A 19,620-nucleotide genomic window follows, 5' to 3' on the forward strand; every position below is an offset into this window, starting at 1 on the left:
GCGCTCCCCGAACCGGCAGAGGCGCATCCTCAAGCGTCACCCGAAAGCAAGGAATCTGGGAACGATGCGGCAAGAGGCCCGAAGCTACAGAGCCATCGTGGACACCCTGCGGTGGGCCGAGCAAGGCTACCTGATCGACAACTCTCCGAGCGGTGTCTCCGTCCGTCCCATGTCGTGGCGGCTGATCCTTCATCATCTGTCCACGTTGGGCGCGGACGAACTGCTGCGGATCGAGTCGGGCCGACACGGCAGTGAGAGCGACATCGTGGTCCGGCGGATCGTCGCGAATGGACGATCCGGCCCAAGGCCATTCGCGGCGAATGGCTCGCGCCGGACGACGTGCACCGTGGACGCCCGCGAGAGGTTGTGGGCCAAGACGCGGTTCGCCCAGCGCATCGAGATGGCCGTGCGAAGCGGCGAGTACCGCCATGTGACGTGCATGCGAAGGGGATCCACGATCTTCGCGATGATGACCGGCCCGCCGGCACCCGCCGCACCTTCGAACGGACCGCCGCCGATTGCGCCCCGGGTTCACGCCGGAGGGTCCCCCAAGGGCCTGTCCCGGACCACTCTATCCAGGCGGCAGAATCCAGGGAACCGGTACGAAAGGCACCAGGTCATCGCGGCCTCGCTGCTGCTATCCGTCGCGGCGCTGATATCCGCCATGGCCGGGCGCAACGAGGATCCCCCGCCACGGATGCCCGCCAACGACATCGTGGGACAGGTGTTGATCGAGGGCCGGGGAGCCGACGGGTTGACCGTCGCCCTGGACGGCCGAGCGGCGACCGCTACGGCCATTGGAGGGTGGTTCCGGTTCGACGACGTGGAAGCCGGTACCCATACCATCACCATCGGCAGCTATCCGGCCAATGCGCGTTTCGACCGCACCTCCGCGACCGCGACCGTCGCCGACGATGGCGGGCCGACCACCGTCAGATTCTCCGGATCGTACATCTCCACCTCCCCCATCATGGGAACTGCGAGGGTCGAGGGCGGCAGTCCGGACGGTGGCCATCGCGGCCGTACCGGAAAGTTGTAAGAGAGGAAATTGTTCCATCTCAACGCCGGGGGAAAATCATGACCAGCAAGAAGCAGAGCGGTAAGAAGGTGAAGCGATTCACGCTGCACGGTGCGGTCGCGGTAGTAGCGGTCATCGGTATCTTGTTGATTGAGGAAGGCTGCAACAGCGATGAGGGTATGGTTGGTCCCGTGTCGGACATGCCCGATGTGGCAAGCGGGATGCGGGTGGAAGCGGAAGGAGGTGCGGTGCTCCGGGCGGCTTCCAGTTACGACGATCCGGTGTACGCGCTCCAGCCGGGACCGAAGGACTTCAACGATCTGCAGGCGCAAGCGTCCGCGACCATTCCGGGCGGGTTTGGCGGTGCCTACCAAGATGGCAATGGCGGCACGGTGGTCTGGCTCAAGGACCCTAGCAAATCGACCGTGGCGCTGGATGCGTTGATGGGATTCCAGCCAGCGGACGTGAAGGACTACCATCGTGTGTCGCGTGGCGGTGTGACCTTTGCGCAAGGGACCTACGACTGGCGAGACTTAAATGTGTGGTTCAAGAGAGCGATCAGCGTGTGGCGCGATGGCGTCGTGGGGATGGACATCGATGAGCGTACCAATCGCATTTGGATTGGCGTGACCAACACCGCTATCGAGGATGATTTGCGGACGGCGTTGGCGGGAGAAAACGTGCCAGCGGGTGCGGTGACCATCGAGCATCACTCGGGCATCGTGCCGTCACGCGGCGTTCCGTCGAGGGAGTATCCGACCGTGCCGACGGAGGCGCAGACCATGACGCTGCGCTCCAACTTCGACCCGCCCTACCACTCGGGAATCCTTCAACAGGGGACGGGTGTGCCAGCGGCTTGCACGATGGGCGCTATCGTGCGGCTCACAAGCAGCAAGAACGGGTTCCTTACGACGAGCCATTGTACGGACGTGATGTTCCGTGATGACGGCAACGACCATTATCAACCTACTCCGACCGGCGGCGACAATATCGGGGAGGAGTACGACGATCACGGACGCATTCAGCACGATTCGTGCGAGGTCGGGGAGTCGTGCCGCCTTAGCGACGCGGCACTGGTGGAGTTCGACGATGCCGATGATGGTGACGATCGCGGCCATATCGCCCGCACTACAGGGATCGGTGGAGTTGTCCCGCTTTCACGGACGGTTAGTTTCTGTGGTTGATCGTATCCGATGTCCTTTCTCCTAGTCTCTCTCAAGCCGCTGGAGAGAGGCGGTGTGCGTGCGCCCCGACGCGATGGACGAGGCAGGTGGTGGGCCCGGCGCAGCTGGTTCGCCTCATGCCGCACGGTTGTTCTTCTCGTAGTGGGCCGGCGACTCGTAGCCGAGGGCCGAGTGGATCCGGCGCGTGTTGTAGAAGCCCTCGATGAACCGGAAGATCTCCCGGCGCGCCTCGGCGGCCGTCGGAAAGCGGCTCCGGTCGAGGAGTTCGCACTCCAGCGTGGCGAAGAAGCTCTCGCACATGGCGTTGTCGTAGGCGTCGCCCACCGAGCCCATCGACTGTGCGACGCCCGACGCGCGGCAGCGCTCCCCGAAGGCGAGGGAGGTGTACTGCGAGCCCTGGTCGGAATGATGGATCACGCGCCCCTCGGGCCGCCGGCGCGAGAGCGCCATCGCCAGCGCGGCCTCGACCAGCTCGGTCCGCATGTGCGTCGCCATGGCCCAGCCGACGACGCGGCGGCTCCAGGCATCGAGGACGACGGCCAGATACAGCCAGCCCGCCCAGGTGGGCACGTACGTGATGTCGGCCACCCACAGCTCGTCAGGCCCCGAGGCCGAGAAGTCCCGGTTCACCAGGTCCGGCGCGGGTCGGGCCTCCGCGTCCCTCCGCGTCGTCGCCGTCCTCCAGCGCCGCCGCGTCACGCCCTGGAGCCCCAGCCCCGTCATCAGCCGCCCCACCCGCTTCTGGCCCACCCGCTCGCCCTCCGCCTTGAGCGCCGCGTGGATCCGCGGGCGGCCGTACGTCTCGCCGCTGCCGGTCCAGATCGCCCCGATCCGTCCCTCGAGCTCCGCGTCCCGCCGCGCGCGGGCCGAGGGAGGACGCTTCAGCCAGTCGTAGTACCCGCTGGGGGAGAGACCCAGCACCCGGCACATGGCCGCAAGCGGAAACTCAGCCCGGTGCGCCTTCATGAACGCATATCCCCGCCGGGGATCGATCCGCTCTCCCTCGCGAACCAGGCCGCGGCTTTTTTTAGGATGTCCCGCTCCACCCGCAGCCGCTTGTTGTCCCGCTTCAGGCGCGACAACTGCCGCCGCGCCTCCGTCGTCAGCCCGTCGCCGCGACGCCCCTCGTCCACATCCGCCTGCCGGACCCAGTTCCGGATCGTCTGCTCCGAGGGCTCGAACTCCCGAGCCAGCGACCCCGGGCTACGGCCCGCACGCGCCAGCTCGACCAGTTGCTCCCGGTACTCGGGCGGATACCGCCCCGCTCTTCCCGCCATGGCACACCTCCATCGTTGTCCCAAATGGAAAGGTGTCCGTCAAGGCGGGGCAACTCCACGGGTCGATCACGCTGACGAGTACGGCGGATGATGAGTTCACGATCTACGACGATGAACCGGCGTGCCCGTTTTGGGTACAAGAGATGAATTGCTTCCCCAATCCCGTAGGTACGGTGTTGCATTACGTGGGGCAGCAAGACGGCTGGCGGTCGGGCTTGTTGACGCGTACGTGCATGACGACCACGTATGAGGTCGGGAACCTTGATGTCCGCATCATCTGTGTCGATGAAGTCGAAGGAACGTCGAGTCCTGGGAATAGCGGTGCGGTTGCCTTCGAGCGCACGAGTGATCCCTACGATGTGAACATGTGGGGGATGCTATTCACGTCGTCGTTGGACGGCGATTTCTGGTTCATTAGTCGTATCGAGGCTATGCGGCAGGAGCTTGAAAGCTTCAACCCCATCGCCATTCCAGTTCCCCACTGACGCGGTTCCGCGTGGGGACCGGCGGCGGTTCGGTTCCCACGCGTCCTTTTTCGGTCGTGTCGAACGTTCTCTCCTAGCGGACAACGATATAGCAAAAAGGGGAAGGTCCATAAAGGCATTTGGTGCGGTCTACGGCTTGGTGGTGGCGGTTGTGGGGGCAGCGTGCGGTTCCTTGCTAGGCACGGTAGCGGAGGAAGCCCGGCTGGCGCTGATCACGACCGGCGGGCCGGAAGGTCCCACGATCATTCTACCCGCCGAGGTGCGTGCGGGTGAACCGTTCAATGTGCGGGTTCTAACCTACTTCTGCAATCGCGAACAGGTGCGCACGGAAGTTGTGATGCGTGGCACGGTGGCGACGGTAAAGCCCTACAATCGCATCGTGCGCAACGGGAAGGATTGCGGCCCCTACAACGTGGCCGAACACGTGGCGTCTGTGCGGTTCCGTCGTGCGGCGTTGGCGCATGTGATCGTCGTGGGGATGGGCGTGGATGGCGACACGGTGCGGGCGGTCCGCCGTGTGGTGGTGCGGTAACGCCGGGCACTTTTCGTTGCTTGTTTCGCAGCCTCTTGAACACGTATTCTGGTGTCACCACAACCCGCGCAGGAGGGTAGGGGTAGCAGTCTTTTCCAATGCGGACATGAGCCTGAAGGCTGACCCGGGAGCCTGTGGCGCGGGGCCGGTCAGCAGTTGACTTCCGGGACATAGTCCACGGGAGCGGGAGGGCGGCGCAACGGGAGTGGTCATGGGGACTCAGGCGACGGAAGAGATGGCGGGTCCGAGAGTGCGGAAGAGGTGGCGGCGAGCCTGGCGCATGGTCTTGGCGGCATCGAGGCCGGAGGTGGCGCGTACGGAGCGGTCGAGTTGTTCGAAGGTGAGACCGGGCTTGAGGAAGCCTTCGGCGCCGGGGAGGGACTTGAGCTTGTCGTAGGGGGTGGCGACATCGCTCTGGAGGTAGCGCTTACGGGTTCGGCCGCGGGGGCCGGTGGTCTCGGAGGCGAACAGACGGGGCCGGTGGAAGTTGAGGAAGGGACAGAGGTGGTCTCGGAGGAAGTCGTTGACCGCCGGTGCACAGTCTTGGGGGATGTGGGCGCGTCCGAGCCACTTGCGGACGATGGCTCCGTTCTTGGACTCGACCAGGGCGTTGTCGTTGGAGTGCCGGGGACGGGACTTGGTGAACTCGCCGATGTGGAGCTTGTTGAGCATGCCGGCGACGTGGTGGTTGACGTACTCCGAGCCGTTGTCGGCGTGGAAGCCCTCGACGGGGAAGGGGAAGGCGGTGAGGAGGTCTTCGAGGACGGGGAGCATGAAGAGCTCGGTGATGCGGGAGACGGCGCCGATGTGCTCGAACTGGGTGACCTGGTCGACGACGTTGACGACGTAGAGGCCCTTCTCGCCGTCCTTGTCGCCTTGGTGGACGGTGTCGACGCGGACGAAGCCGGGGCGTCCTTGTGGATCGGGCTTGCGGCGCACGCCGATGGGGATGTGGACGGGACGGGTCTTGTTCAGCGATAGGGATCCGAGGCGGTAGGCTCGCGCCTTGCGGAGGTTGTAGATGTGGCTGTTGGAGATGCCCACGAGGCGCTTGAAGCGCACGTCACCATGGACCTCGTACTGGCGCCGCAGGACCTCCTTGGTGGCGGGTCCGGAGGGCTGTCCGTAGGCGGTGTCGACCTCGGCCAACAGCGCGCTGTCCCTGGGCGTGTACCGGCGCTTGAAGGGCTTGGCCGGGGGCTTGTGGCGGCGGTCGCGGATGTGGCCGGTCCTCTTGTGCTGGGCGATGAGCCGGGTGAGCTGGGCGCGGGAGAGCCCGGTCACCTTGGCGAGGTAGGCCTTGACCAAGCCCTTGTCCGGCTTGCCGAGGCGGTGGTAGCGGAGCCTCTCCAGCGACCGGCGCACGAACACGTAGGCCGAGTCCCGGTCGTCAAGGGTGAAATCCACCGGCTCGCTGCCCTCGAGGAAGGCGCGAACCTCATCAAGCGTCCGAATCCGTTCGGTGCGAAGCGTCACGATCATCCCTCCATGATCTCATCGCCTCGCGCCTCAGGCTCACCTCTCGCTGGAAACCTGTCTCCCCTTCAGGCTCATGTGTCGTTGGACAAGACTGTAGCATGACCGACCGGGAGGATGATGACCCCGGAAGCGAAGGCCGAGGTTTTGATGCGGCTGGAGCGTTCGTGGGCTGAGTCGGACCCGGTGTTGGCCGGGTCGGGGTTTGGACGCAGGCTGTCCTTCATGGAGGCGCAGTTGTTGTTCAAGCTTGGTAGGAAGCATTAGCGGACGGGTGGAAGGTGGAACGGCTTGAAGGAGAGTGATGATGAGTAGTACGCGGCAACCGGGCCAGCCCGTCACTTCCGGTTCGATTCTGGGCGAAGGACATAGTGAGGTAACGATGGTGGAAGAAGCCAAACGCGACAGAAGGATAGAGTCAAGGTGAAGCAGGAAGAGGAACCGTTCGACGTGCAGGCTGTACAAGTACGGTAATCACCTGACACCCGGCCTCGCCGAGGTCAGCGCTTCAGGCTGCGGTCTTCACCTCCTTCTTGGCTGACTTCTTCGGGGCTGACTTCTTCGGGTTCCTGGGCTTCCGGATCCCTTTCTTGAAGACCTGATACGGAGTTCTCCCCTCCATACCGCATGCCGACGTCCCATTTGCGCAGCAAATGCTTTGGCGGGCACCCGGACCATGCCAGGGCTTTAGTGGACCGGGCCCGCTTGAGGAGGTGCGCGGCCTCTCTCTTCGGTATTCGATATTTGCTCCTCACTCCTCGCGAGAGCGCCAGAATCGACCGACCGCTTCCGCATACAACGGCCAGCAATGTTTGCGCTGCGGATTGAACTGCCCGTAGTTGCCGGGGTGGTAGGTGTGGAGCCAGAGAACGGTCTTCGCTCCCGGCTCAAGTTCGATGCGGCCCGTCCCGTAGCGAGCGTCATTCTTGTAGTTGCTCACGAGCGTCCGCTCGTCGAGCTGCAGGATGTCGAAGCTCCGTCGGATGGCGACCTCGGCCCAACCGCCTTGCGTCACGACGACATCCGGGCTCAGGAGGCGTAGTTCTCCGGCAATGAAACGGCGGCAGTTCTCGAACAACACCTTGTCGGCCTGCTTTCGCTGCGACTTGTTCTGGCAACACTTGGCGCTGTTGACATGGGCGAAGTAGAGCCGGGTGTCGACGACCGTGAGTTCCGGTTTGAACTGGCGGAGCAACGCGAACGCCATTTCGTGGGTGCGGTACCAATGGTTCTGCTTCGGGAGCGCCGCCACATCGTAAGCGAGGTTCCCCTCGCGAACGGCCTCGGCTGTGCGTTGCCGCGGATCCGGATCGGCGCTGCCGGAGTCGAGCGAGAGGAAGAGCAGCCGAGGGAGTTCTCGCTCTTCATAGCGCGGGCCCACGTAACTCGCCTTGGCCGACGTGAAGTTCGGGGACCCCGCAGAGCAAACTGCATACGAGGAACAGCGAAACCTGTCCGGCAAGATATCGTGTTTCTCGTAGAAGACGTTGAGTTTTCGAAGCATGTCTGAAGTGACCCCCCTTGCCGGTTCTAAGGGCTCCGCTGACGTTCCCGCGGGAACGCCGTTCTCATGCGGCGAGACGCGCCGCCCCGCTCGTCGAGCCTCACAAGACTGAGATCGAGATGACGACCGACATCAAGCTGTTCGACATCGAGAAACGACCCGCGACCGAGATTCCCGGGCGGGCGACAACCGTTGAGAGATCGCTGCACGACCTGATCGAGCGGAATCTCGAAGAGATGCTCGGCATTCGCTTCCTTGCGAGTGAGCATACGACGGGCAGGAAGCAACGTGGCCGTATCGACACCCTCGGCATCGACGAGAACTCGAACCCGGTGATCATCGAATACAAGCGAACGACCAACGAGAACGTGATCAATCAGGGCTTGTTCTATCTGGACTGGCTGCTGGATCACCGCTCAGAGTTCAAGCTCCTCGTCCTCGACAAATTGGGGAAGCCCGAGGCGGAGAAGATCGACTGGTCCGCTCCTCGGTTGCTCTGCATCGCCGGCGGGTTCAGCCGCTACGACGAACACGCTGTCGAGCAGATGAACCGGAACATCGAGTTGATCCGTTACCGGCGGTTTGGAGACGGTCTTCTGATGCTCGAGCTGGTGAACGCAGCCTCGGCCGAGCCTCCGCCCGTCGGGCCCAAGCCCGGACCCGACAAGACGTTCTCCGAAATCGTCGACGCGTTGGACGGACCACTCTTGGATCTCTACGAAAGCTTGAAGGATCAGCTGATGGCACTGGGTGATGATGTCCAGGAAAAGAGGCTGAAATACTATGCCGCCTTCAAGCGGCTGCGGAACTTCGCGTGCGTCAACATAGCACCGACGAAGGCGACCGTGACCGTCTACCTGAAAGTAGATCCCGACACCGTTACTCTGGGAAAGGGGTTCAGCCGAGATGTGCGGGGTAAGGGGCACTGGGGTACCGGAGATCTCGAGGTGAGTCTTCGCACATCTGAGGACCTTGAGCGCGCCAAGCCCCTCCTCGAAAGGAGCTACGAGGCTACTTGATATGCTCGAATCCAGACACGATGCCGCTCGGGCTACTCCGAGCCACCAGCGCGTGACTCCATGACCCATACGGAGATCGTCAGCTTCATTTGGGATGTCGCGAATCTGATTCGGGACAGCTTCAAGCGGGGGAAATACCAGGACGTGATCCTGCCGCTCACCGTCCTGCGGCGGCTCGACTGCGTGCTCGCGCCGACCAAGGAGAAGGTGCTCGCGCGGAAGGCCGAGCTGCGGGGGCTGGGCCTGGAGGACATGGATGCACAACTGAAGAAGGCTGCCGGGTTCGCTTTCTACAACACGTCGCGATACGACTTCGAGCGCCTCCTCGGCGACGCGCCCGCGCTGGCCGCGAACCTGCGCAACTACATCGTCGGGTTCAGCGATGAGATGCGGGAGGTGATCGAGCGGTTCGACTTCGACAACACGATCAGCAAGCTCGACGAGTCGCAACTGCTGTACCAGGTGGTGGAGCGGTTCGGGACGCTCGACCTGCATCCCGACGTGGTCGACAACGCCACGATGGGGACGATCTTCGAGGAGCTGATCCGTAAGTTCAACGAGGCCCTCGACGAGAACCCCGGCGAGCACTTCACGCCGCGGGACGTCGTTCACCTAATGGTCGAGCTGATGCTCGCGGGCGACGAGGAGGAACTCTCGCGCGTGGGGACCGTGCGCAGCGTGTACGATCCCTGCTGCGGCTCCGGCGGCATGCTGATGATCGCCAAGCAGCGCATCCTCAAGGGCAGGGAGGAGAACGGCGAACTCCTGCGCCCCCCGATCAACCGCGAGGCGGACATCCACCTGTTCGGGCAGGAGGTGAACCCCGAGACGTGGGCCGTGTCGAGGTCGGACTTCTTCATGAAGGATCCGGAGGGCCACGACGCGAAGAGGATCGCCTTCGGCAGCACGCTCTCCAACGACCGGCACGCAGGCCAACACTTCGACTACCTGATCGCCAACCCGCCCTACGGGAAGGACTGGAAGCGGGATAAGGACGCGGTCAAGGCTGAGCACGAGCGCGGGGCGGCCGGCCGCTTCGGCCCGGGACTCCCGAGGATCAGCGACGGGCAGACGCTGTTCCTCCTTCACATGCTGGCGCGCGCCAGGCCGCCGGGCGAGGGTGGGACGCGCATCGCGATCATCATGAACGGATCGCCCCTCTTCACCGGCGACGCGGGGAGCGGCGAAAGCGAGATCCGCCGCCACATCCTGGAGAACGACCTGCTCGAGGCGCTGATCGCGCTCCCCGAACAGCTCTTCTACAACACCGGCATCGGCACGTACATCTGGCTCCTCACGAACCGGAAGGCGCCGGAACGGGCGGGCAAGGTCCAGCTCATCGACGCGACCGCGTTCTGGTCGCCGCTCAAGAAGAGTCTGGGGGATAAGCGGCGCGAGATTCCTCCGGAGAAGGCAGCGGACATTTTCGCGCTGCACCGCGGCTTCGAGGACGATGAGACGCGCACCGTGTCGAAGGACGGCGATGACGATGCGATGACGGTGAGCCGCATCTTCCCCATGACCCGGTTCGGATTTCGCAGGATCACCGTGGAACGTCCGCTGAAACTCAACTTCCAGGGCAGCGAGGAACGGATCGCGCGGTTGGACGGCCAGACGGCGTTCGCGAATCTGGCGAGATCCCGCAAGCGAGGCGAAGCGGGCGAGCGCGAGAAAGCCGAGGGCGAGGCTCTGCAGGCGTCGATCAGGACGGCGCTCGGAACGATGCCCAGCACGCTCTACAAGGATCGCGACACCTTTGGCGCCGAGCTAGATGCGGTGATGGAGAGGGCGGAGATCAAGCTGCGCATCCCCGTGCGGAAGGCGGCCCTCAGAGCGCTATCGGAGCGTGACGAGACGGCGGAGGTCTGCCGCGATGCCCGGGGCGAACCGGAGCCCGATCCGCGACTGAGGGACACGGAGCGAGTACCGCTGCCGGACGGCGACGACCCGGCGGACGATGAGGGAGTCCCGGAGAGCGTGCGGGAGTTCTTCGAGCGAGAAGTCAAGCCGCACGCCTCCGACGCGTGGATCGACACGACGAAGCGCGACCGGCACGACGGAGAGGTCGGTCTCGTGGGATACGAGATCAACTTCAACCGCTACTTCTACCGCTTCAAGCCGCCCCGGCCGCTTGAGGAGATCGAAGCCGATATCGGGTCGATAGGGGCCGACATCGTCAAGATGCTGCGGGAAGTCGCGCATATTCCCTACGGTTCGGAATCCTGACGCGCGGCTCCGCCGAGGGAGCCGGCGTGCGAGTGCGCGATAACTCAGGCCTCCCGGCCACGCGGACCGGAGAGCTTTACCGAAGCGGCAGCAATATCGTTACCTTGGACTTCTCGGCGCACGGGCGCGGCCACGAATTTCCCGGTTGGCGGCCCGGCGGCCGAGACTGGAACCCCGATGGACAAGTTGAGCAAACCATGAATTGGCGAGACCACATCACCGTCGATCCCGAGATCTGCCACGGAAGAGCCTGCATCACTGGCACCCGGGTCCTCGTGACCACCGTACTCGACAACCTGGCGGCCGGACTGGACTACCAGGCTATCGCAGAGAGCTACCCTTCGGTCACACCCGACGCCGTCCGGGCGGCGATGTGCTACGCCGCCGAGTTGGCCAAGGAGCGAGTTCTCTCGTTCTCCGGTTAGGGGATCTCGCGATGCGGTTCAAGCTGGACGAGAACCTTCCACGCGATCTCGCCGTGCTGTTCCGAGATTCCGGGCATGACGCCGTGACGGTTCTCGATCAGGGGCTCGGCGGAGCGACCGACTCCCACCTCGCGTCGATCTGTGTCTCCGAGCATCGTGCCGTCGTGACACTCGACAAGGACTTCTTGGACATCCGTGCCTACCCGCCCAGCCGGTTCGCCGGGCTGGTGGTTTTTCGACTTCAGAACCACGCGCGCGACCATGTGCTCAGGATCGGTCGCCGATTCCTCGGGGCGGTGCGAGATACTGATCTCCGCGGGCAGCTCTGGATCGTCGAAGAAACGAGAATTCGCGTGAGGGACTGACCGCCCCGGTCGTTACGTCCGGCCCCGTTAACGGAATCGTTGACAACCGATCTGTTGACTTGAAGCCGGCACAAGGCACAAAGAGATTGTCGGCATTCGTTCTCCATTGCCGACGTTTCTACGATTTGGGTGCCCGATGGTTGAGAAACTCCCGATTGCAGATCGCCTCTCCGGGGCGAGTCTCGGGTCGTTCTTCCGTCCGTGCGATGCGGAGGCAGTCGGCATCAGCTACGCGCAGCTTCGGCGTCTGGAGGCCTTGGGCCTGGTCGAACGCGAAGGGTGGGGCCTCTACCGGAGGACGGGTGCCGATATCACTCGGCACCATACGATCGCGGCGGTCTGCGCACGGGCTCCGCAAGCGGTCGTGTGCCTGCTTACGGCGCTGGAGGTGCACGGCATCGGCACCCAGAAGCCGCACCAGGTCTGGATCGCGATCCCCCACAAGGCGCGCGCCCCGGCTCTCCGGGGGCTGCCGGTTCGCCTCACGCGGTTCAGCGAGACGGCTCTCACGTACGGGGTAGAGGACACGGAATTCGAGGGCGTGCCGGCGAAGATCACGACCCCGGCGCGCACTGTCGTGGACTGCTTTCGGTTCCGGAGCAAGATCGGACTCGAACCCGCGCTCGAGGCGCTGGCCGAGGTGCTTGATGAAGGGAGGGCGACCCCCGGCCAGATCCGGCGCGCCGCAGAGGTCTGCGGCGCTCTCTCACTGCTGGTTCCAGCGCTGAGAATGAGGATCTGATCCTGAACGCCCTGAGGGTTTGACTCTGGGTCACGCGGAGCGTCGTGCTCCCCGGGAGACGGCATCGCAGTGTCTGGACCCCCTTGGCCATCTTGACACGGAAATGATAAAACGTCACATCTGGCGACGGATGTGACGTTTTTTTGTGTGGTGCGCGATGTTCAACCCGACAATTACCGACGTGCAACAGCTGCGCGATGCCGGTCTTCCCGCCTTCTTCCGTCCCCAGGACGCGGAGGCGGCCGGAATTTCGTATGGCCGGCTGCGGCGCATGGAGGCGGCGGGACTGGTCGAGCGTGAAGGCTGGGGCCTTTACTGGCGCGCGGACGCGGACATCACGCAACACCACAGCGTGGCGGCCGTCTGCGCGCGGGTGCCGCACGCGATCGTCTCCCTCATCACGGCCCTGACGGTTCACGACATCGGCACGCAACTCGGGTACGGAGTCTGGATCTCCGTCCCGCACGGGAACCGCGCGCCCACCATGGACTCCGTCCGGCTCTACCTGACCCGTTTCTCCGGTCCATCGCTTCAGTACGGCGTCGTAGAGACGGAGTTCGAGGGCGTGCCCGCGAGAATCACGACCCCGGCCCGCACCGTGGTGGACTGCTTCCGTTTCAGGCGTCTCGTGGGCCTCGAGGCTGCTCTGGAGGCCTTTGATGAGGTCCTGCTTGAGCGCAAGGCGACCCCGGACGAGATCTGGCGCGCCGCCGAAGCCTGTCGCGCGCGCTACCTGGTGGAACCGCTGCTCTACGCGAGGTCGCGCTGACATGGCCGGACATTCCCCGGCGTCCACAGACCGGGGAGGCGGGACGCGTGGACACCAATGAATGACGGCCGCGTCTCAACCCCGCCGTCGGTACCGCGATTCGGACGCTACCCCGAATACCGCGATTCCGGCGTCGAGTGGCTGGGGCAAGTTCCGGCGCATTGGGAGATACGCCGCCTCGGCGCGATTGGTAGGATTACGAAGTGTAGCGGCGGTACAAAGGCCGACGAGGTCGCAGAAGGGATTCCCTGCGTTCGATATGGCGATCTCTACACCTCTCACGGGGTCTCCATAACTCGTAGTCGGACCTTCGTGTCACATGAGCGTGCGGATAGCTATTCGACGATCAAAAACGGAGATCTCTTGTTCGCGGCCTCCGGTGAAACGATCGACGAGATCGGCACCTGTGCCGTCAACCTTATGGACGGCGAGGCTGTTTGCGGTGGAGATGTCATCCTGCTTCGACCCGCGATTCCCCTAAACGCCAGATTCTTGGGTTTCGCGGCGAACTCCCCTTACATCGCGCACCAGAAGTCTCGATTGGGTCGGGGAATGACGGTCATGCACATCTACGGGAGGCAGCTGAAGGACATCGTGATGCTCGTGCCGCTGGTCCCCGAACAGCGTGCCATCGCCGACTTCCTGGATCGGGAGACCGCCCGAATCGACGAATTGGTTGCGAAGCAGGAGCAATTGATCCACCTGTTCGAAGAGAAACGCACCGCCCTCATCGCTCGTGCCGTCACCTGCGGCCTCGACCCTGTTCCGAACGCATTCGTTGCCGGCACCCATGCGTTCCAGGAGGTTCCGAACGATTGGCAACTCTGGCCGATCCGGCGTCTTGTCCGGCAGGTAAAGCGTCCAATTTCGGTTGAGCCCGAGATGGAATACCAAGAGATCGGGATCCGGTCATGGGGAAAAGGGATCTTTCACAAGGATCCCGTCAGGGGAGCGGTGCTGGGCAAGAAGAGCGTATTTTGCATTAAACCTGGCGATCTTGTGCTGAACATCGTCTTCGCGTGGGAAGGTGCAGTCGCGGTCGTATCTCCACAGGAGATCGGTATGATTGCCTCACATCGGTTTCCGACCTTTCGCGTGTCGGACCAAGTGGACCTCGACTATCTCCTCATGGTCCTGCAGAGTGACCAGGGTCGTTGTCTGATGGAAATCAACTCCCCGGGAGCGGCAGGACGCAACAAGACAATCAGGATCAATCAGTTCCTCGACGAAGAACTTCCGCTTCCGCCTCCCCACGCGCAGCGAGCGATTGTCGCGGCATTCAGGGACCAGGAGGCCCGACTTTCTGTCCTAACCCACAAGACCGTCCAAGCTATTCACCTCCTCAAGGAGTCCCGCGCAGCCCTGATCTCAGCGGCGGTCACCGGCAAGATCGATGTCCGGGAGGTACCGGCGTGACTCCAACGATCTCGGAGCGCGCTTTCGAAGATGCGATCGAGCGCGCGTTGTTGCGGCTTGGACCCGATGCCTACCCGGGATTCGAGCCGGAGGTACGGGAGGCACCGGCCCCCTACGGAGTCTGGTTCGCGCCCGGCGGCTACCGTCGACGCAGCGCCGAGCACGACTACGACCGGGACCTCGGCCTCCTCCCACGAGGTGTCATCGATTTCATCGTTGCCACCCAACCCAAGACGTGGAAGCGCCTGAAGCAGCACTACGGCGCCGAGGCTCGGGAGCGGTTCTTGCGGCGCCTCGCGAAGGAGATTGAGCGGCGCGGTGCGCTCGATGTCTTCCGTAGGGGCGTCAAGGATTCGGGGTGCAAGTTCCACTTGACGTACTTTCGCCCGGCGAGCGGCCTCAATGAGGAGACCAGGTGGCTCCACGCGGCGAACATGTTCTCGGTAGTCCGCCAGCTTCACTACAGCACCAAGACCGAGAAGAGCCTCGACCTGGCGCTGTTCCTGAACGGCATCCCGTTCTTCACCGCCGAACTCAAGAATCCGCTCACCGGTCAGAATGTGCAGGATGCGATCCGTCAGTACCGGAACGACCGGGATCCCCGCGAACCGCTGCTCGCTCACGGGCGCTGTCTCGCGCACTTCGCGGTGGACCCCGAAATGGTGTACGTCACGACGCGCCTCGAGGGGCCCAAGACCCGCTTCCTGCCCTTCAACCGCGGCAGGTTCGGCGGTGCCGGCAACCCGCCCGTCCCTCCGACCCGGAGCGGGTACCCGACGGATTATCTCTGGGACGAGGTGTGGGCCCGGGACAGCGTCCTCGATCTGATCCGGCAGTTCATCCACGAGGTGGAAGACGAGGACGACGCGGGTCGGCGAACGACGCGTCTGATCTTCCCGCGTTACCAGCAACTCGATGCCGTCCGGCGGATGGTGTCCCACGCCCGGAACCACGGCCCGGGGAAGCGCTACCTCATCCAGCACTCCGCGGGGAGCGGCAAGAGCTACACGATCGCCTGGCTCGCGCACCAGCTCTCGACGCTGCACGACGCCGAAGATCGCTCGGTCTTCGACTCCATCGTCGTCGTCACCGACCGCCGGGTGCTGGACCGCCAGCTTCAGCGCGCCATCACCCAGTTCGAGCAGACGCTCGGCGTGGTCGAGAAGATCGACAAGGATTCGAAACAACTCCGCGCGGCGCTGGAATCCGGCAAGCGGGTCATCGTCACGACACTTCAGAAGTTCCCGGTGATCGCCGAGCAGATCGGATCGCTTCCAGGCCAGCGGTTCGCGGTGATCGTCGACGAGGCGCACTCCTCCCAGTCGGGCGAGAGTTCGAAGAGCCTCAAGGCGGTGCTCGCCGCCGGAAGCCTCGAGGCGGCGGAAGAGGAGGAAGCCGGTGCCCAGACGCCGGAGGAGGAACTGGAGCAGACGGTCCTCGCCGACGCGGAGAAGCGCGGACCCCTGCCCAACCTCTCCACCTTCGCGTTCACGGCGACCCCGAAGGCGAAAACGCTGGAGTTGTTCGGCGTACAGCGGGCGGACGGCCGGTTCGAGCCGTTCCACCTGTACAGCATGCGGCAGGCGATCGAGGAGCGCTTCATCCTCGATGTCCTCGCCAACTACACCACGTACGCGGCCTACTGGCGGCTCTTCAAGACGATCGAGGACGACCCGCGCTACGAGAAGCGCAAGGCCGCCTACCTGCTCAAGTCCTTCGTGGAACTGCATCCGCACGCCATCGGCCGGAAGGTCGAGATCATGGTCGGGCACTTCACCGCGCAGGTGCGGGACAGGATCGGCGGCAGGGCCAAGGCCATGATCGTCACCCGCTCCCGCCTCCACGCCGTGCGCTACAAGCTCGCCGTGGACGCCTATCTGGCGGAGAAGGGGTATCCCTGGAAGTGCCTGGTCGCCTTCTCGGGGAAGGTGAGCGACGGGGGGAAGGAGTACACCGAACCCGGCATGAACTCGGCCGGGGGACCGCACCCGGTCGGAGAGCGGCAGACGGCGGCCGAGTTCGCCAAGCCGGAATACCGGTTCCTGGTCGTGGCGAACAAGTTCCAGACGGGCTTCGACCAGCCGCTCCTCCACACCATGTACGTGGACAAGAATCTGGGCGGCGTGAACGCGGTGCAGACGCTGTCACGTCTGAACCGGAAGCATCCCGGGAAGGACGAGACGGCGGTCCTCGACTTCGCCAACGAGGCCGATCACATCCGCGAGGCGTTCGAACCCTACTACGAGACGACGCTGCTCTCGGAAGCCACCGATCCGAACCTCCTGTACGACCTCCAGCGAGAGCTTCTCGACTTCCACGTCTACACCGAAGCGGAAGTGAACGCCTTCGCGGCGGTCTACTTCCGCCCCAACGCCACTCAGGACCAGCTGTACGCGGCGCTCGCGGACGCCGTGCAGCGCTTCCGCGACCTCGAGCCCGACGTTCGTTCGGAGTTCCGCGGGGGTCTGCGGAAGTACACGCGCCTCTACTCGTTCCTCGCGCAGATCCTGACCTTCAAGGACGCGGACCTCGAGAAACTGCACGCCTTCGCCCGCTATCTCCGGCAACTCCTGCCGGGGGACGGGAGCGAACTCCCGCGGGAGGTGCAGCAGAACATCGACATGGAGTCGTACCGGGTCCAGCGGACGGGGCAGGGGGGCATCGAGCTGTCCCGGGGCTCCGGCACGATCGAACCCCGGAAGACCGGCATCCATCCGGGAGGGGCGCAGGAAGAAGTCGAGGCCCTGTCGCGGATCATCGCGGAGCTGAACGATCGCTTCGGCCTCAACCTCGGCCCGGAGCACCGCGTGACCCTCCGCCAGATGATGGACAAGCTCGAGGACGACGCGGCGCTCGGCGCGGCGGCTCGCGTGAACACCCGCGACAACGTGCGCCTGACCTTTGATCACAAGGTCGAGGAGGTAATCCAGGACATCGTCGACTCCAACTTCGACCTCTACAAGCGCATCACCGACGACCACGCGTTCGGCGAACTCGTGAAGACCCTCCTCTTCGACCAGTACCTGCGCGGCCACCGAAACGCCGGGGAGCTGATCAAGCGGGGAGAGTCGAAGACGCTGGAGTTCAAGTCCACGCTACGCTGGAACCTCAAGGAGGACCGCAAGGACAACCGCGTGACCCACGCCGCCCTGAAGACGATCGCGGCCTTCCTCAACACGGAGGGAGGCGACCTCCTCCTCGGCGTCGCCGACGACGGCTCGGTGGTCGGCATTGTACGGGATGGGTTCGACAACGAAGACAAGTTCATGCTCCACCTCAGCCAGGTCGTACGGAACGCCTTGGGAGACCGCGCGGGGACATGCATCGACCCAAGAACCCAGATCCTACACGGCGGCGTGGTGTGCGTCGTGAGCTGCCAGCGAAGCCCGGAGCCCGTCTTCCTCCGCTGGAAGGGATTCGAGAATAGCGAAGAGGGCGATTTCTTCGTCCGCTCTGGACCCGGAACCGTGAAACTGTCATCCCAAAGCACCCGCAAGCATGTGCGGACGCGCTTTGGTCCCACGCCGTAGGTTTGCTCAGCGTCCACAGCGATCTTTTTCGGGGCCCATTACAGGCCGTCCCCATTTCTCAGGAGCATTCCAAAACGCTTACCGGGATTCCGCCTTCCGAGCGCACAAAGCCCTCCACGCTACTGAGCCGGGCCGAAAACCACATACGTGCAGTAAGCAAGGCCATCCAGAGGGTAGACTTCATGGCTGCTTCCGTCGTCGTGCACGACCTTGACCGCCGTCTGGTATTCGGGACGTCCCTTGTCGTCCAGGATCAGTTCGTAGATTCTGTGCAGGCACCGGATCAAGTCTGCGAGATATGGCAGGTCGCGCTCAGAGTTCCCCTCAGCCAGCGGCATCGGTCTCATGCGGTCGGCCCGCACGTCTCGCTCAATGTTCGTCGCATGAACGAAAAGCGAAGCCCCCTCGTACAAGAGATGGTAGCACTTACGCATGCCAGCCTCTTCGAACGCCTTCGCTTCGGTTTCGTAGCCGTGCCAGTGAGCCGTGGTCGTGATCTCCTTTCGAAGCGCTTCCGGCACGGCCGACTCAACGTAGTCGCTGAACGACCGAGCCTTCGACCGAAACCATTTCCAATGCCTTGAACTCGCTTGAATGCGCTCTCGAGTTACACGGTCCCTAAGAGCTTGCGGAAAGCGTCTGCGGCCGGTCACGGCTGTGGACGCCAGGAGCCTTCTCGCTACGGTCCCGGAGGGGTCACCGAGCACGAGCCGCAGGTTCCGCTCAAGCTCGGCCAATGTCCGTAGAGTGGCGACGGCCGGCTCCCACAGCGCTTGGCCGAGGAGAAGTCTCACAGCCTCCCCCGTGACCAGCGCGCGGCGGAAGATTGCCGTCGCGGCCACGTCCCGAACCGCCGTCGCAGACCCTCGGGCAGCAACTCGCTCGAACACACAGCATCCATGGTCAACCGTGGTCCGAGCCAACTGCCACGCCAGGCGATCCTGGGCGGCAACAACTTCGGCGTCGCGCAGGAAGGTGACTTCCCGGCAAAGCTGACCGACGATCCGGACCGCGGTCTCACGCTCGTAGCCTTCAAACTTGGACATGCGGATCTCTCGTCTCCATCTATCTGCCGTTAGTAGTCGCCCAGCCAGCCCGCCGAAATCCGAAGCTGGCCTCGCAAGCGCCGCAACGGGCCTTCAAGAAAGGGATCCAGAAGCCCAAGACCCCAAGGAAGTCAGCGAAGAAGGAGGTGAAGACCGCAGCCTGAAGTGCTGACCTTGGCGAGGCCGGGTGTCAGGTGATTACCCTACTTGTACATACCAAAATTGTACATAACGCGTCTGCACATTGCGCGTCCAAGTTTCTAATGGACCTTAGGGGGCACGAAAGCTGAACTTTCAGCGCAAACTTTGGTGCCTCCGCGCCGCAGCCTGCCCCCCGTTGATGCCTTTGTCGTCCAACTCAAGCAACGCTGCCTCCAACGAATCCAGATGCCCCTCCAGTTCGTCCCACATCGCCGCCCACCGCGCGTCAAGCGGCTCACTCGGCTGTCTAATGAACTCAGAGATTCCTTGGATGGCATTCCCGACCCTTAGGACCTGCCGCACCATGACGTCCGCCTCACTCGGAACCGGCAACTGGACCGGCCTCTCCGGCGGCGCTCCGCCCACCATCTGCGACGCCAGGCGCGCTACAGTAAGGCCAAGGCG

At 63.8% G+C, this 19,620-nt stretch carries 16 protein-coding genes; 12 read left to right on the plus strand and 4 right to left on the minus strand.

What is annotated here, in order from left to right:
* Positions 1-97 precede the first annotated feature (97 nt).
* On the plus strand, positions 98-1,039 hold the full coding sequence (locus tag ACPXY0_RS04570) for a hypothetical protein (protein WP_423928890.1): 942 nt from the start codon (positions 98-100) through the stop codon (positions 1,037-1,039).
* Positions 1,040-1,077: 38 nt separating this feature from the next.
* Positions 1,078-2,202 carry a hypothetical protein gene (locus ACPXY0_RS04575; RefSeq protein ID WP_423928892.1) on the plus strand — a complete coding sequence of 375 codons (1,125 nt, stop codon included), beginning with the start codon at positions 1,078-1,080 and terminating at the stop codon, positions 2,200-2,202.
* A gap of 114 nt (positions 2,203-2,316) precedes the next feature.
* Here the strand turns inward: ACPXY0_RS04575 and ACPXY0_RS04580 are convergent.
* Positions 2,317-3,479 (minus strand): IS3 family transposase gene (locus tag ACPXY0_RS04580; protein WP_423928894.1). Its coding sequence is split into 2 segments (ribosomal slippage): positions 2,317-3,221 and positions 3,221-3,479, totalling 1,164 coding nucleotides; the frame shifts between segments, so codons are not numbered across the junction.
* Positions 3,480-3,511: 32 nt separating this feature from the next.
* On the opposite strand from ACPXY0_RS04580, the gene ACPXY0_RS04585 reads away from it, so the two are divergent.
* Both ACPXY0_RS04585 and ACPXY0_RS04590 read left to right on the plus strand, forming a co-directional pair.
* The gene (locus ACPXY0_RS04585; protein ID WP_423928896.1) at positions 3,512-3,964 is read left to right on the plus strand and encodes a hypothetical protein; all 453 of its coding nucleotides are present in this window, start codon (positions 3,512-3,514) and stop codon (positions 3,962-3,964) included.
* A 172-nt stretch (positions 3,965-4,136) separates the two neighbouring features.
* A complete protein-coding gene (locus ACPXY0_RS04590) occupies positions 4,137-4,496 on the plus strand; it encodes a hypothetical protein (protein WP_423928898.1) in 360 nt (119 codons plus the stop codon).
* 219 nt (positions 4,497-4,715) lie between these two features.
* Here the strand turns inward: ACPXY0_RS04590 and ACPXY0_RS04595 are convergent, their stop codons facing one another.
* Positions 4,716-5,978, minus strand: a complete 1,263-nt coding sequence (locus ACPXY0_RS04595) for an integrase (protein WP_423928900.1) — start codon at positions 5,976-5,978, stop codon at positions 4,716-4,718.
* Positions 5,979-6,723: 745 nt separating this feature from the next.
* Positions 6,724-7,353: a hypothetical protein gene (locus ACPXY0_RS04600; RefSeq protein WP_423928902.1), complete on the minus strand. Its 630-nt coding sequence runs from the start codon at positions 7,351-7,353 to the stop codon at positions 6,724-6,726.
* A gap of 242 nt (positions 7,354-7,595) precedes the next feature.
* Here ACPXY0_RS04600 and ACPXY0_RS04605 point away from each other — a divergent pair, with 242 nt between their 5' ends.
* The 8 genes from ACPXY0_RS04605 (at position 7,596) to ACPXY0_RS04640 (ending at position 17,968) form a co-directional block, all read left to right on the plus strand.
* Positions 7,596-8,495 (plus strand): DUF5655 domain-containing protein, encoded by a 900-nt coding sequence (locus ACPXY0_RS04605; protein WP_423928904.1) that lies wholly within the window; start codon positions 7,596-7,598, stop codon positions 8,493-8,495.
* Between the two features lie 60 nt (positions 8,496-8,555).
* Positions 8,556-10,721 carry a type I restriction-modification system subunit M gene (locus ACPXY0_RS04610; protein WP_423928906.1) on the plus strand — a complete coding sequence of 722 codons (2,166 nt, stop codon included), beginning with the start codon at positions 8,556-8,558 and terminating at the stop codon, positions 10,719-10,721.
* A gap of 197 nt (positions 10,722-10,918) precedes the next feature.
* Entirely contained in the window at positions 10,919-11,146 is a 228-nt protein-coding gene (locus ACPXY0_RS04615; RefSeq protein ID WP_423928908.1) for a DUF433 domain-containing protein, read from the plus strand.
* Between the two features lie 11 nt (positions 11,147-11,157).
* Complete coding sequence (locus ACPXY0_RS04620; RefSeq protein WP_423928910.1) at positions 11,158-11,511, plus strand: DUF5615 family PIN-like protein; 354 nt, start codon at positions 11,158-11,160, stop codon at positions 11,509-11,511.
* A 136-nt stretch (positions 11,512-11,647) separates the two neighbouring features.
* Positions 11,648-12,253 (plus strand): type IV toxin-antitoxin system AbiEi family antitoxin domain-containing protein, encoded by a 606-nt coding sequence (locus ACPXY0_RS04625; protein ID WP_423928912.1) that lies wholly within the window; start codon positions 11,648-11,650, stop codon positions 12,251-12,253.
* A 157-nt stretch (positions 12,254-12,410) separates the two neighbouring features.
* The gene (locus tag ACPXY0_RS04630; RefSeq protein WP_423928914.1) at positions 12,411-13,022 is read left to right on the plus strand and encodes a type IV toxin-antitoxin system AbiEi family antitoxin domain-containing protein; all 612 of its coding nucleotides are present in this window, start codon (positions 12,411-12,413) and stop codon (positions 13,020-13,022) included.
* 57 nt (positions 13,023-13,079) lie between these two features.
* On the plus strand, positions 13,080-14,438 hold the full coding sequence (locus tag ACPXY0_RS04635; protein ID WP_423928916.1) for a restriction endonuclease subunit S: 1,359 nt from the start codon (positions 13,080-13,082) through the stop codon (positions 14,436-14,438).
* Positions 14,435-17,968, plus strand: a complete 3,534-nt coding sequence (locus ACPXY0_RS04640) for an RNA-binding domain-containing protein (protein ID WP_423928918.1) — start codon at positions 14,435-14,437, stop codon at positions 17,966-17,968. Before ACPXY0_RS04635 ends, ACPXY0_RS04640 begins: the two co-directional genes overlap by 4 nt.
* A 119-nt stretch (positions 17,969-18,087) precedes the next feature.
* Here ACPXY0_RS04640 and ACPXY0_RS04645 read toward each other — a convergent pair whose 3' ends face one another.
* A complete protein-coding gene (locus tag ACPXY0_RS04645; protein ID WP_423928920.1) occupies positions 18,088-19,014 on the minus strand; it encodes a DUF5677 domain-containing protein in 927 nt (308 codons plus the stop codon).
* Positions 19,015-19,620 lie beyond the last annotated feature (606 nt).

Origin of the sequence: Candidatus Palauibacter sp., from assembly GCF_965237495.1 — a bacterium.
GTDB lineage: Bacteria > Gemmatimonadota > Gemmatimonadetes > Palauibacterales > Palauibacteraceae > Palauibacter.